The organism is Streptomyces yaizuensis (assembly GCF_034961445.1).
Taxonomy (GTDB): domain Bacteria; phylum Actinomycetota; class Actinomycetes; order Streptomycetales; family Streptomycetaceae; genus Streptomyces; species Streptomyces yaizuensis.
In genome coordinates, this window is the sequence record NZ_BSBI01000015.1 from 60,321 (window position 1) to 74,108 (window position 13,788).

At 72.9% G+C, this 13,788-nt stretch carries 12 protein-coding genes; 10 read left to right on the top strand and 2 right to left on the bottom strand.

Going from position 1 to position 13,788, the window contains the following annotated elements; genetic code table 11:
* The first annotated feature begins 379 nt into the window (after nucleotides 1-379).
* The 4 genes from rpsA (at nucleotide 380) to SYYSPA8_RS30045 (ending at nucleotide 4,280) form a co-directional block, all read left to right on the top strand.
* Nucleotides 380-1,870 carry a 30S ribosomal protein S1 gene (gene rpsA / locus SYYSPA8_RS30030; RefSeq protein WP_323450536.1) on the top strand — a complete coding sequence of 497 codons (1,491 nt, stop codon included), beginning with the start codon at nucleotides 380-382 and terminating at the stop codon, nucleotides 1,868-1,870.
* A 314-nt stretch (nucleotides 1,871-2,184) separates the two neighbouring features.
* The gene (locus SYYSPA8_RS30035) at nucleotides 2,185-3,123 is read left to right on the top strand and encodes a PAC2 family protein (RefSeq protein ID WP_323450699.1); all 939 of its coding nucleotides are present in this window, start codon (nucleotides 2,185-2,187) and stop codon (nucleotides 3,121-3,123) included.
* 31 nt (nucleotides 3,124-3,154) lie between these two features.
* Nucleotides 3,155-3,757 carry a dephospho-CoA kinase gene (gene coaE / locus SYYSPA8_RS30040; RefSeq protein ID WP_323450537.1) on the top strand — a complete coding sequence of 201 codons (603 nt, stop codon included), beginning with the start codon at nucleotides 3,155-3,157 and terminating at the stop codon, nucleotides 3,755-3,757.
* A gap of 154 nt (nucleotides 3,758-3,911) precedes the next feature.
* A complete protein-coding gene (locus tag SYYSPA8_RS30045; RefSeq protein WP_323450538.1) occupies nucleotides 3,912-4,280 on the top strand; it encodes a DUF3592 domain-containing protein in 369 nt (122 codons plus the stop codon).
* On the opposite strand, the gene SYYSPA8_RS30050 is transcribed toward SYYSPA8_RS30045, so the two are convergent.
* On the bottom strand, nucleotides 4,281-4,631 hold the full coding sequence (locus tag SYYSPA8_RS30050) for a DUF6343 family protein (protein WP_323450539.1): 351 nt from the start codon (nucleotides 4,629-4,631) through the stop codon (nucleotides 4,281-4,283).
* 121 nt (nucleotides 4,632-4,752) lie between these two features.
* Here SYYSPA8_RS30050 and SYYSPA8_RS30055 point away from each other — a divergent pair, with 121 nt between their 5' ends.
* The 6 genes from SYYSPA8_RS30055 to SYYSPA8_RS30080 all read left to right on the top strand — a co-directional run bounded on the left by SYYSPA8_RS30055 (nucleotide 4,753) and on the right by SYYSPA8_RS30080 (nucleotide 13,211).
* On the top strand, nucleotides 4,753-5,679 hold the full coding sequence (locus SYYSPA8_RS30055; protein ID WP_323450540.1) for an acyltransferase domain-containing protein: 927 nt from the start codon (nucleotides 4,753-4,755) through the stop codon (nucleotides 5,677-5,679).
* A 157-nt stretch (nucleotides 5,680-5,836) separates the two neighbouring features.
* On the top strand, nucleotides 5,837-6,916 hold the full coding sequence (locus SYYSPA8_RS30060; RefSeq protein WP_323450541.1) for a slipin family protein: 1,080 nt from the start codon (nucleotides 5,837-5,839) through the stop codon (nucleotides 6,914-6,916).
* A gap of 178 nt (nucleotides 6,917-7,094) precedes the next feature.
* On the top strand, nucleotides 7,095-10,136 hold the full coding sequence (locus SYYSPA8_RS30065) for a DEAD/DEAH box helicase (RefSeq protein WP_323450542.1): 3,042 nt from the start codon (nucleotides 7,095-7,097) through the stop codon (nucleotides 10,134-10,136).
* Entirely contained in the window at nucleotides 10,133-11,467 is a 1,335-nt protein-coding gene (locus SYYSPA8_RS30070) for an SWIM zinc finger family protein (RefSeq protein WP_323450543.1), read from the top strand. Before SYYSPA8_RS30065 ends, SYYSPA8_RS30070 begins: the two co-directional genes overlap by 4 nt.
* Before the next feature lie 46 nt (nucleotides 11,468-11,513).
* Nucleotides 11,514-11,933, top strand: a complete 420-nt coding sequence (locus tag SYYSPA8_RS30075; RefSeq protein WP_323450544.1) for a hypothetical protein — start codon at nucleotides 11,514-11,516, stop codon at nucleotides 11,931-11,933.
* A gap of 81 nt (nucleotides 11,934-12,014) precedes the next feature.
* The gene (locus tag SYYSPA8_RS30080; protein WP_323450545.1) at nucleotides 12,015-13,211 is read left to right on the top strand and encodes a cytochrome P450 family protein; all 1,197 of its coding nucleotides are present in this window, start codon (nucleotides 12,015-12,017) and stop codon (nucleotides 13,209-13,211) included.
* A 111-nt stretch (nucleotides 13,212-13,322) separates the two neighbouring features.
* On the opposite strand, the gene SYYSPA8_RS30085 is transcribed toward SYYSPA8_RS30080, so the two are convergent.
* On the bottom strand, nucleotides 13,323-13,781 hold the full coding sequence (locus SYYSPA8_RS30085; protein WP_323450546.1) for a hypothetical protein: 459 nt from the start codon (nucleotides 13,779-13,781) through the stop codon (nucleotides 13,323-13,325).
* Nucleotides 13,782-13,788: the final 7 nt, after the last annotated feature.

Here is a 13,788-nt window from a genome sequence, read left to right on the forward strand (position 1 = left end):
GTCGTTGTAGTTTGCGCATCGGACGCATCGGATGCATCGGATCGGCCAGGGCTCAGGAGGCCCTCCGCAAACACGTGTTGCGCCGGATTTGGAACGTTCCGCCCCGGGTGTGCGTCTTCGCGCATTGACCGTCTCCGGCTGCCCCCGTATGCTACAAGTTGCGCTGCGGGCCTGCGCGCCTCAGACAGAGCAGGCCGCGCTTGCGGCTGTATGTATGTCCCCTCGGTTCACGGGGTGCCTTGGCGGGAAGTTTCCGGTCTCCGGAAGCCCCCGCCGATCGGGCGCCTCCATGGCTGTCCGGCCTTATGCAGCTGCGATGACGGGCTCACGGCGTAGCAGTGCCTACGACTTCAATGTCCGTACCGGAGCCCTTTCCCACATGACGAGCAGCACCGAGACCACCGCCACTCCGCAGGTAGCGGTCAACGACATCGGTAACGAGGAAGCCTTCCTCGCCGCGATCGACGAGACGATCAAGTACTTCAACGACGGCGACATCGTCGACGGCGTCATCGTGAAGGTCGACCGGGACGAGGTCCTGCTCGACATCGGTTACAAGACCGAAGGTGTCATCCCGAGCCGCGAGCTCTCGATCAAGCACGACGTCGACCCGAACGAGGTCGTCAAGGTCGGCGACGAGATCGAGGCCCTGGTTCTCCAGAAGGAGGACAAGGAAGGCCGCCTGATCCTCTCGAAGAAGCGCGCCCAGTACGAGCGCGCCTGGGGCACCATCGAGAAGATCAAGGAAGAAGACGGGATCGTCACCGGTACCGTCATCGAGGTCGTCAAGGGTGGTCTCATCCTCGACATCGGCCTCCGCGGCTTCCTCCCGGCCTCCCTGGTCGAGATGCGCCGTGTTCGCGACCTCCAGCCCTACGTGGGCAAGGAGCTTGAGGCGAAGATCATCGAGCTGGACAAGAACCGCAACAACGTGGTCCTGTCCCGCCGTGCCTGGCTGGAGCAGACCCAGTCCGAGGTCCGCCAGACGTTCCTCACCACCCTCCAGAAGGGGCAGGTCCGCTCCGGCGTCGTGTCCTCGATCGTCAACTTCGGTGCCTTCGTGGACCTGGGTGGCGTCGACGGTCTGGTCCACGTTTCCGAGCTGTCCTGGAAGCACATCGACCACCCGTCCGAGGTTGTCGAGGTCGGCCAGGAAGTCACCGTCGAGGTCCTCGACGTCGACATGGACCGCGAGCGTGTCTCCCTGTCGCTGAAGGCGACGCAGGAAGACCCGTGGCAGCAGTTCGCCCGGACGCACCAGATCGGCCAGGTCGTCCCCGGCAAGGTCACCAAGCTGGTTCCGTTCGGTGCGTTCGTCCGTGTGGACGAGGGCATCGAGGGCCTGGTCCACATCTCCGAGCTGGCCGAGCGCCACGTGGAGATCCCGGAGCAGGTCGTCCAGGTCAACGACGAGATCTTCGTCAAGGTCATCGACATCGACCTGGAGCGCCGCCGCATCAGCCTCTCGCTGAAGCAGGCCAACGAGTCCTTCGGCGCCGACCCGGCCTCGGTCGAGTTCGACCCGACCCTCTACGGCATGGCCGCGTCCTACGACGACCAGGGCAACTACATCTACCCCGAGGGCTTCGACCCGGAGACCAACGACTGGCTGCCGGGTTACGAGACCCAGCGCGAGGCGTGGGAGACCCAGTACGCCGAGGCGCAGACGCGCTTCGAGCAGCACCAGGCCCAGGTCATCAAGTCCCGCGAGGCCGACGAGGCCGCCGCTGCCGAGGGTGGCACCGCCGCTCCGGCCGCCGCGCCCGCCAGCGGTTCGTACTCCTCGGAGTCGGACGACAACTCCGGCGCCCTGGCGTCGGACGAGGCGCTGGCCGCCCTCCGCGAGAAGCTGGCCGGCGGCCAGAGCTGACGCTCGGCACCACCAGCGGCTGACGGACAGATAGCCGAAGACGAGGCCCGCTCCCCTCAGGGGGGCGGGCCTCGTCCCGTTCTCCCGGCGTCCGTCCCCCTTGATCGCCCCCGGACCGATCGGGGGACTCTCCGTTCTTCCTCCGGGCGGCCTCCAGATCGCCGGGGCACGCTGCCGGGACACCGGGTCACCCATCACGGGGTGATGAGGAGGACCAATCCCGTTCCCGGGGTGTTCCTTGTGTGCCGGTGGGGAATGCCCGTCCGCCACCGCGCGTTGTCGCGTAGTGAACACGAGGAGGAACGGTAATCGTGCTGGATGATCCGCAGGGCTTGTACGAATGGGAGCCGAAGGGGCTCGCGGTCGTCGATGTGGCGCTCGCGCAAGAGTCCGCCGGCCTGGTCATGCTGTACCACTTCGACGGATACATCGATGCGGGGGAGACCGGTGAGCAGATCGTCCGCAGCCTGCTCGACACCCTGCCCCACCAGGTGGTCGCCCGTTTCGACCACGACAGGCTGGTGGACTACCGCGCCCGCCGCCCGCTCCTGACCTTCCGCCGCGACCGCTGGACCGCGTACGAGACGCCCGGGATCGAGCTTCGTCTCGTCCAGGACGCGACCGGCGCCCCCTTCCTGCTGCTGTCCGGTCCCGAACCGGACGTGGAGTGGGAGCGGTTCACGGCGGCCGTCACCCGGATCGTGGAACGGTTGCAGGTACGCCTCGCGGTCAACTTCCACGGCATCCCCATGGGCGTTCCGCACACCCGTCCTGTGGGCATCACCCCGCACGGCAACCGCACCGACCTCATGCCCGGCCACCGCAGCCCGTTCGACGAGGCGCAGGTGCCGGGGAGCGCGGAGTCGCTGATCGAGTACCGCCTGATGGAGGCGGGCCACGACGTCCTCGGCGTCGCCGCCCACGTGCCGCACTATGTGGCGCGCTCCTCCTACCCGGACGCGGCGCTGACCGCCCTGGAGGCGATCACGGCCGCCACCGGCCTGGTTCTCCCCGGTGTGGCGCACACGCTGCGCACCGAGGCCCATCGCACCCAGAACGAGATCGAGCGTCAGATCGGCGAGGGCGACAGCGAGTTGGTCGCGCTGGTCCAGGGGCTTGAGCACCAGTACGACGCGGTGGCGGGCGCCGAGACACGGGGCAACCTGGTCGCGGAACCGGCCGACCTTCCCTCGGCCGACGAGATCGGCCGTGAGTTCGAGCGATTCCTCGCCGAACGCGAGGGCGACTCCTGACCACCGGAAGAGAGGGCCTAGGCTGCGGCCCATGTTGTCCGTAGGTCTGACCGGTGGCATCGGCGCCGGCAAGAGCGAGGTGTCCCGGCTGCTGGCGTCGTACGGCGCCGTGGTCGTGGACGCCGACAAGATCGCCCGCGAGGTCGTGGAGCCCGGTACACCAGGGCTCGCGGCCGTCGTGGCGGCCTTCGGGCCGGGGGTCCTCACCGCCGACGGCACCCTGGACCGGCCGGCGCTGGGGGCGCTTGTCTTCGCCGACCCCGAACGGCTGGCCGCGCTCAACGCGATCGTGCACCCTCTCGTCGGGGAACGCGCCCAGGAGCTGGAGCGGGCGGCCGGCCCGGACGCGGTCGTGGTCCACGATGTCCCCCTGCTCACCGAGAACGGGCTGTCCTCCCGGTACGACCTCGTCGTCGTGGTCGACGCCGCCCCGGAGACCCAGCTGAAGCGGCTGACGGACCTGCGCGGAATGACCGAGTCCGAAGCGCGGGCCCGGATGGCGGCCCAGGCCACCCGTGAGCAGCGGCGTGCCGTCGCCGACCTCGTCATCGACAACGACGGCCCCTTGGAAGCGCTGGAACCGCAGGTTCGCGCGGTGTGGGCGGAGCTGACCCGCAGAGCGGCGGCCGGCTGAAAACCGCCGTACCGATGCACAGCCGACAGCCGACAGCCGACAGCCGACAGCCGACAGCCGACAGCGGGCATCGGTGGGCGGTGGTGCGGTCGGCTGCGTCAGATGTGCGTCAAGCCCTCTCCCTACCCGTTCCGGCGGGACTAGCATCACGGCGGTGACGATCGTTTTCGCCGTTTTCGCCGCGCTGGCCGGAGCGGTCGCCGTCCTCGCCGGGGGCTACGGCCTGCGCCGCACCCGCCAGGTCACCCGTTCCGGCCACTACGCGATCGCCCTGGTGAAACCCCCGCCGCCGGGGGCCGACAGGCCGCTGCTCAGCTACGAGACCCACGACGGCCGGGTCGTGGAGACGGTCTCCCCCGTGCCCCTGCCCGGCGGGATCAGCGTGCGGCTCACGTACGACCCCCAGGACCCCCGTGACGTGGTCGTCGACGGCCATGAGCGGACCGCTGTCGACCGGGCGTTCGTGCTCACCGGGCTGCTCCTGACGGCGGCGGCAGCGCTGGTGGCCGCCCTGGGGGCCTGATCACCGCTCCGGAGGGCGCCGCCCGGCCGGGCCCTCGTGGCCTGTGGAGCCCGGCGGTGCCCCCGGACCCGGAGGCGGCGGCCGGAGCGGGGGCCGGTCGCGGACCGGTTCGTACGGGGGGATGTCCCGGCCCGGCTGGAAGTGCGGCCCCTGGCGGATACGGTGCACGACGACCGCCAGGTCCACGAGGACGACCAGCAGCAGCGCACCGCAGAGCGCGGCCCATCCCGGATATCCCGCGAGGGCGAAGAGGGCCGTACCCGCACTGGTCCAGAGCACGCCCCATACACTCAGCCAGAACCGCATCCGCAGGGGACTGCGCGCGGTGATGGGTTCACTCCCGGTGCGCATGGTCTCGCCTCCTCTTCCAGGATGCCTCGGCGGGGCCATGGGGACCCGGCGCACCGGTGCCGCACCTGCCAACTGTGTACCAACTGTCGACGGGCCGTCGCGCGGTCCGGAGGGGAGCCGGATGACCACCGAGGACATCGCACTGCCGGAGAGCGACGACCTCGCCGCCGCGCTGCTCGACCTCACCGTGCCCCATGAGGACATCGGCGAACTCCTCGCCCTGCGCGGGCGGATGACGGCCGACCCCGGGCTCCGCCGCGAACTGGCGTCGGCGGCGGAGCGACTGGTATCGGCCATCGGCCCCATCGACGGTGGCTGGGACGCGCCGCTCCTGGACGACCCCGACCGGAGCGATGACCGGGTCGTCCGCTACTTCCCGGTGTACGCGCTGGTCGCGACCCTTCCGTACATCCGCGCACACCACCGGGGACGCTCGGTGCCCGAGGCGGTGTCCCGGCACACCCTCGCCGATCTCGGCCGGCACATGGCCCTGCACCGCAGAGTGCGCGGTACGGGCGGGCTCGCGCACCCCGGCTGGCTCGTGCTGCACTTCCGGGGCGAGCTGTACCAGCTGGGAAGGCTCCAGTTCCAGCGGAGCCGGCTCGGTGAACGCATGGGGGAGGGGCTGCGCAACCTGGGTGAGCCGTACGCTCCCGGCGATCTCACCCTGGACCTGCACATTCCCGATTTCCTCGGCCCGCTCACCCCGGACGCCTGCGACCGGGCGCTCGCGGCGGCGGACGCCTTCTTCGCGCGCTGCCACCCCGAGGAGACCTACACGACCGCGACCTGCCACTCCTGGCTCCTCGACCCTCAGCTGGCCGGGGTGCTGCCCGAGGGCTCCAACATCCGCCGCTTCCAGGAACGGTTCTCCGTCCACAGTGAGCGGACCGAGCCGGCGGACTCTTCCGTGGTCGGCTTCGTCTTCGGCGACTCCGGGCTCGCGGTGGACTCGCTGCCCCGCCGTACCGGCCTGGAACGGGCGATCGGGGACCATCTGCGGGCGGGCGGCCACTGGTACACCGGTCACGGCTGGTTCGCACGCTGACCCCGCCCACCGCCGCCGCCCCGGCCGCGAGGCGTCAGGGGCTGTCAGGGGCTGCCGGGGGCGTCAGGGGCAGAGTCTGGTCGCACAGGGCATACCGGGCATACCGTGGGAGGAGTGACCCACTCGGTCGGCCGCTCGGTCGGAAGGGGGTGCCCCGATGCTGGAAGCACTGGTGCTCTGGGGTGTGGCTCTGGTGGTGGCCCTGCTCGCCTACTCCGCGGCGGCCGCCAGGGTGGTGAAGCAGTACGAACGGGGTGTGGTCTTCCGCTTCGGGCGGCTGCACGGCGGAATCCGGGGCCCCGGATTCACCATGATCCTTCCGGCGGTCGACCGGCTCCGCAAGGTCAGCATGCAGATCGTGACGATGCCGGTGCCCGCCCAGGAAGGCATCACCCGCGACAACGTCACCGTACGTGTCGACGCGGTCGTCTACTTCCGGGTGGTGGAACCGGCCGAAGCGATCATCGCGGTCGAGGACTACCGGTTCGCCGTCTCGCAGATGGCCCAGACCTCGCTGCGTTCCATCATCGGCAAGAGCGATCTGGACGATCTGCTCTCCAACCGGGAACAGCTCAACCAGGGTCTGGAACTGATGATCGACAGCCCGGCCATGGGGTGGGGGGTCCAGATCGACCGGGTCGAGATCAAGGATGTCTCCCTGCCCGAGACCATGAAACGGTCGATGGCCCGGCAGGCCGAGGCCGACCGGGAGCGCCGGGCCCGGGTGATCAACGCGGACGCGGAACTCCAGGCGTCGAAGAAGCTGGCCCAGGCGGCCGGTGAGATGTCCAAGGAGCCCGCCGCGCTCCAGCTGCGGCTGTTGCAGACGGTGGTCGCGGTCGCCGCCGAGAAGAATTCCACGCTGGTGCTGCCCTTCCCGGTGGAACTGCTGCGCTTCCTGGAACGGGCCCATCCGGCGCCCGGGACCGCGGAGCGGGAGACGGCTCCCCGGGGCGAGGAAGCCCCTCGGCGCGACGAGGACCGCCCGGCCGCCGGCCCGCCGTCGACGGTGGCCGCCGGGCCGTCGCACGACGGGGTGACCGGGCCGGAGACCGTACCGGGACTGGAACCCGGACCCGCTTCCGCTCCCGGCCCTGCACCCGTACTCGTACCCCCTCCCGGCCCCGGTCCTGCTCAGGCTCCCGGTCCGGTCCGTGACCCGGAGCCGGTACCTGACCCGGAGGCCTTGGACCTCGCCAACCCGGCGCGGATCCGGCGGGCGGGGCCGCCGGTCTGATCCGCCCTCCGCCGCCTCCGTCCCGGTCCCGTACCGTCATTGACGCTGTGACCTGCGGAGACGGTTCGCGTGGTCTGCGTTGTCAGTCCCCCGCCGTATCGTCGTGAAGCAGTACGGCACCACTGCCCGGCACCGGGCCGGTGCCCGCCGCACGACCCACGGATGGGAGGTGACCCGTATGACGGCCGAGATCCCGCACGCCCTGCTCACCCGCGCGGCCGTGTTCCTGCCCGACGCCCTGCCCCGCCAGGGCCGGATCGCCTTCTGGGACCCCGACGGCGCCCCGCTCCCCGGTGCGGCGGAGGAGATCACGGTCGTTCGCGCCCCGGACCCGGGATCCGGCGGGGACATCGGCACCCGGACCGTCCCCGCGCTCGTCCTCCCCGTCGCCGCCGCCCTGCCGGCGCTGATCAGGGCCCGGCACCATCCGGCGGCCCACCCCGCCGCCGCCTGCTGGGGCGCGGCCGTGCTGCACGCGCTCCATCTCGTCGCCCGGGGCCGGCTGCTGCCCGGACTGACAGATTCCGATCACGACACCTGGCGCGCGGGCCCGCTCGACGCCGACGACATCGCCCAGCTGCGGGCGATCGCCGCCGCCATGCCCGCCGAGGCGTACGCCACTCCTGTCACCTCCGTCACCGGGCCGTCCCCGCTGCTGCTGCCCGAGCCGGAGGCGCTGGTGCGGGGCCTCTTCGACGCGGTCGCGGACAGCCTGCCCCGCACCCCGGCGGCGGCCCACGCGATGGGCGCGGCCTTCGCGGCGCAGGGACCCCAGCGACTGCCCGCGCTCCGGGAGTGGGCGGCCGAGGCGGCTGCCGGGATGGACGCCGGGGTGCGGGTCTCGCTCCGGCTCGACCTCTCCGCCTTCCAGCTCTTCGACACCACCGACACCACCGACACGGCCCACACCGCCGACGCCCGCGAGATCCCGGACGCGACCGACACTCCGGACGCGGCCGGTGTGCCGGATACGACGGACGCCCCGGACGCCCCGGGGACGCCGGCTGACCACGGAAGCGCCCGTGAGCACAGGCGGGCCGGGACCGCCGTGCTCCGTTCCGCGGGGGCGGCGATCGTCCAGGTGCACAGCCTCGCCGACCCGGCCCTGGTCGTCGACGCCGCCCGGCTCTGGGCCCACGGCGCGGACGGCTTCGGCCCGCGGGCCCGCGTCGACACCGCGCTCGCGCTCCGCCGTGCCGCCCGGGTCTGGCCACCCCTCGCGGCCCTCCTGGAGCGGGAGGTGCCCGATGTCCTGCCGCTCTCCGAGGACGAGCTGTACGAGCTGCTGGGCCCCGGCACCGCCCGGCTCGCCGACGCCGGGGTGAGCGTCCACTGGCCCCGTGAGCTGGCCCGCTCGCTCACCGCGAGCGCCGTCGTCCGGTCCGCCCCTGGCTCGGCCACCGACGGCACCCCGTTCTTCGACAGCCAGGAGCTGCTGGCCTTCCACTGGCAGCTCGTTCTCGACGGCGACCCGCTGACCGAGGCGGAGATGGACGTCCTCGCGGAGTCGCACCGGCCGATCGTGCGGCTGCGGGACCGCTGGGTCGTGGTCGACCCCGATCTGGTGCGCAAGGCGCGCAAGCGCGAGCTGGGCCTGCTGGATCCCGTCGACGCCCTCGCCACCGTACTGACCGGCACCGCCGAGGTCGACGGCGAGACGGTCGACGCGGTGCCCGCCGGAGCCCTCGCCACCCTGCGCGACCGGCTGACGGACACCGCCCCGCCGCTGACGGCGCCCCCCGGCCTGACCACCCAGCTCCGCGACTACCAGCTGCGCGGGCTGGCCTGGCTGGATCTGATGACCTCGCTCGGGCTCGGCGGCTGCCTCGCCGACGACATGGGCCTCGGCAAGACGGTCACCGTCATCGCCCTCCACCTCCACCGCGCCCGGCCCGAGCCGACCCTCGTGGTCTGCCCCGCCTCCGTCCTGGGCAACTGGCAGCGGGAGATCGCCCGCTTCGCCCCCGCCGTGCCCGTCCGCCGCTTCCACGGCGCCGACCGGACCCTCCCCGGGGACGCGGACGGGGACCGGGACGGAGGCGGCGGCTTCGTCCTGACCACCTACGGCACCCTGCGGGGCCGTGCCGAGCAGCTCGCCGGGCAGCGCTGGGGCATGGTGGTCGCCGACGAGGCCCAGCAGGTGAAGAACCCGTTCTCCGCGACCGCCAGGGCCCTGCGCACGGTGCCCGCGCCCGCCCGCGTCGCGCTGACCGGCACCCCCGTCGAGAACAACCTCTCCGAGCTGTGGGCCCTGCTCGACTGGACCACCCCGGGACTCCTCGGCCCCCTGAAGACCTTCCGCGCCCGGCACGCCCGCGCCGTGGAGCTGGGGGAGGACCCCGAGGCCGCCGAACGGCTCGCCCGGCTGGTACGGCCGTTCCTGCTGCGGCGCCGGAAGTCCGACCCGGGCATCGTGCCCGAGCTGCCGCCGAAGACCGAGTCCGACCACCCCGTACCCCTCACCCGTGAACAGGCCGTGCTGTACGAGGCAGCGGTCCGCGAGGCCATGGCCGCCATCGGCGGCGCGGCGGGGATGGCCCGCCGGGGGCTCGTGATGAAGCTGCTGACCGACCTCAAACAGATCTGCAACCACCCCGCGCAGTTCCTGAAGGAGCACCGCAGGACACCGGTCCGTGCCGGCGGCCGTGTTGGGAAGGCGCCGGCCCCTGGGCCGGGCCTGCGGCTCACGGGCCGCTCCGGCAAGCTGTCCCTCCTCGACGACCTGCTGGGGACGATCCTGGCCGAGGACGGCTCGGTCCTCGTCTTCACCCAGTACGTGACCATGGCCCGGCTGCTGGTGGAGCATCTGACCGCCCGGTCGGTCCCCTGCCAGCTGCTGCACGGCGGCACCCCGGTGGCCGAGCGCGAGCGGATGGTCGACCGGTTCCAGTCGGGCGACGTACCGGTCTTTGTCCTCTCCCTCAAGGCGGCGGGCACCGGCCTCAACCTCACCCGGGCCGGCCACGTCGTCCACTACGACCGCTGGTGGAACCCGGCCGTCGAGGAACAGGCCACCGACCGCGCCTACCGCATCGGCCAGACCCGGCCGGTCCAGGTCCACCGGCTCATCACGGAGGGCACCGTGGAGGACCGCGTCGCGGACCTGCTGAAGGCCAAGAAGGCCCTGGCGGACGCGGTCCTCGGCACCGGGGAGACCGCGCTGACCGAGCTGACCGACCGTGAACTGGCCGATCTCGTCTCCCTGAGGAGGCCGCGATGACCCCGCCCCCCGGCCGCGCCGCCGCCGGTGCCCCCGGCCTCCGGCACACAGGGCCCGCGCCCCGGCGCGCGCCGGGCCGGCGCAGCCGCGGCCAGACCCCCGCCGCCCGCGCCGACGACCGCCGCCGCACCTTCCCCGCACCCCAGCCGCTCGCCGACGACCGGACGGCCGCCACCTGGTGGGGCCACGCCTGGGTGGCGGCGCTGGAGTCCGCCGCCCTCGACCCGGCCCGGCTCGCCCGGGGCCGGACCTACGCCGGCCGGGGCCGGGTCGACGGCATCACTGTCACACCCGGCCGGGTCACCGCGTACGTCCAGGGCAGCCGGGCCCGCCCCTACCGCACCGAGATCCGGCTGCGGGCCCTCGCCGACGACATCTGGGAGGAGTTCCTGACCGCTGCCGCCGCCCGGCCCGAGCACGTTGCCGCCCTCCTCGACAAGGACCTGCCCCGGGACCTCGTCCACGCCGCTGACCTGCTGCCCGCGGCGGGTGATCTGATCCCCGACTGCTCCTGCCCCGACGACGGCTTCCCCTGCAAGCACGCGGCCGCGCTCTGCTACCAGACGGCCCGGCTCCTCGACGAGGATCCGTTCGTCCTCTTCCTGCTGCGCGGCCGGGGCGAGCGCGACCTCCTCGCCGAGCTGACGCACCGGCACACCGCGCCCGGACCGGCCGCGCGGCCCCAGGTACCGCAGGCCACCGTCCCGGCGCACACCGCGCTGGCGCGGCGCCGGCTCCCCGTACTGCCGCCGCCGTTCCCGCCGCCCGCCCACCCGGGCCGCCCACCCGCGTACCCCCAGGCCCCGGGGGCGCCCGACCCCATGGCGCTGGACCTGCTGGCCGGGGAGTCCGCCGTCCGCGCGCACGCCCTTCTCACCGGCGGCGCCGACCCCGTCGCCGGGCTGACCGTCTGGCAGGACGCGGTCCGGCTCGCCGCCGCCCACCCCGGTTCCGGACTCACCGCGTCCACCCGGGCTCTCTACCGTGAACTGGCCGCCGCCACCGGCCGCACCCCCACCGAGCTGGCCCGCGCGGTCGCCGCCTGGCGCCAGGGCGGGCGGGCCGCCCTCGCCGTGCTGGAGGAGCCCTGGGATCCACCCGCCGGCCCCTTCGACCGGGCCCGGCCGGCCCTCGCCGCCTCGGACGTCCCGGACCTGCCCGCCGTCCGCCCCCGGCGCAACCGGCTGACGGGCGCGGCCCACCAGCTCCGCTTCGGCCGGGACGGCCTCTGGTACGGCTACGAGTCCGACCCCGGGAAGGAGGACTGGTGGCCGAGGGGCACCCCGGACGGCGATCCGGTCCGGGTACTCACGGCCCTGCTGGGGCGTTGACCGCTACCCTCCAAGTCGAAAAGCCGATCGATCCGAAGGAGACCGTGTGGAAGCCGAGTTGGTGGCACTGGCGACGGCGGGGGCCGCGGCCCTGGTCCAGCAGATGGTCCAGGAGAGCTGGGGGCCCGCGCGGGAGCGGCTGGCGCGCTTCTTCTCCCGGGGCGCCGCCGACCCCGACACCGTCACCGCCGAACTGGAGACCTCCCGGGCCGAACTGCTCGAAGCACAAGAAGAGCAGGACGAGGAGGCCGCCGCCGATGTGCTGGCCGAATGGAGGGTCCGGATGCGCCGCACCCTCCGGGACGACCCCGAAGCCGCCGCCGAACTGCGCACCCTGCTCGAAGAGATCGCCCCGGCCGGCGCGGCGGGTACCACCACGGTCGTGCACAACACGATCTCCGGCGGAACCCAGCACGGCACGGTCATCCAGGCCGGGACCATCGGCCAGGTCCACCAGGGCCGGTGACACACGGCCGATGACACCCGGGGGTGACCCCTCCGGGTGACACCGGCGGCCACCGGCACCGGCGCTGACTAGGGTGACGCCATGACGCTCGAAGATCCGACGCGTGAGCTGCTCGCCGATCCCCACGGGGTGTACGACCGGCTGCGCGAGGTCTCCCCCGTGCACCGGACCGCCGGCCCGGACGGCCTGCCGGTCTGGCTCGTCACCCGGTACGAGGATGTGCGCCAGGGGCTGGCCGACCCGCGCCTGTCCCTGGACAAGAGCCACGCGCTGCCCGGCAACTACCGGGGATTCCGGCTGCCGTCCGCGCTGGACGCCAACCTGCTCAACATGGACCCGCCCGACCACACCCGGATCCGGAAGCTGGTGACCAGGGCCTTCACCGCCCGACGGGTGGAGGAGCTGCGGAAGCCGATCCGGCGCACCGCCGACGATCTGCTCGACGCCCTGACCGGGCAGGGCCGGGCGGATCTCATCGCCGCCTACGCCGTACCCCTGCCCATCACCGTCATCTGCGAACTGTTGGGCGTGCCCGAAGAGTCCCGGCCGGACTTCCGCGCCTGGTCCGACGCCATGCTCCTGCCCGACCCCGCCCACCCCCGGCGGGCCCGGGAGGCGGTCGGCAACCTGCTCGGCTTCTTCGCCGGCCTCCTCGCCCACAAACGCGAACGCCCCGGCGACGACCTGGTGTCCGCGCTCATCGCCGTACGCGGGGCGGACGACGGCGGCAGCGACGACCGGCTCAGCGAGGACGAGCTGATGTCCCTGGTCTTCCTGATCCTCCTGGCCGGGTACGAGAACAGCGTCCAGCTCATCGGGAACGCGGTCCATGCCCTGCTCACCGACCCCGCGCAGCTCGCGCTGCTCCGCGCCGAACCGGGCCGGACCGCCGCCGCTGTGGAGGAGTTCGCCCGCTACGAGAGCCCGGCGCAGCACGCCATCCGGCGCTTCCCCGTCGAGGACGTGACGATCGGCGGAACGGTCATCCCGGCGGGCGAGACCGTGCTGCTCTGTCTGGGCGCGGCCAACCGCGACCCGGACCGGTTCCCCGACCCGGGGCGGCTCGATCTGCGCCGTGACGCGACGGGGCACGTCGCCCTCGGCCACGGCATCCACTACTGCCTGGGCGCCCCCCTGGCCCGGTTGGAGACCGAGGTGGCGCTCACCGCCCTGCTGGAGCGCTTCCCCGCGCTTGAGCTGGACGTCCCTCCGAGCCAACTGCGCCGGCGGCCGTCGGTCCGCGCGCGGGGGCTGGTCGCCCTGCCCGTGCGCTGGTGACCGGGGCCGGCGGGCCCGGCGCGGAGGCTGAGGCGCCGTGGGCGGGATCCGGGCCCGGCGGGGAGCGCGGGGCACACTCGATGGAGTGAAAGGGGCGCTCGGGCCCGGGTGTCAGCGGACTCCCGGCGCGGCCGCCCCGATGAATTCGGACAGGGTCTCGCGCGCCTGCCCCGCCCGGTGCGCGCGGTCCGCCTCGTCGACCGCCTCATGCAGACAGTTCGTCAGTTCGAACGCGGCGGCGGCCAGCTCCAGGGCGGCACGGTCCTCGCAGACCAACTGCACCCGGATCAGGGCCTGGTGGGCGCCGGAGCGCAGATGATACGACTCGATCCGGGCCGTTTCGGCCACCGGGCCGCCCGGTTCCTCCAGGGCCCGGTGCCAGCGGTCGCTCTGCCCGCGCCGGTAGTCGACCAGGGCCCCCGCGAAAGCGGTGTACGCGGCGATCCGCTCCTGCCGCAGCTGCTCGTTACGGGCGAGTTCCGCCGTACGCTCCGTGGTGCGGCTCTGGAACAGATGGGTGACCACCGCGCCGAGCAGGGTGCCGATGACCGCGATGACGGCTGTCTCCATGGACGGT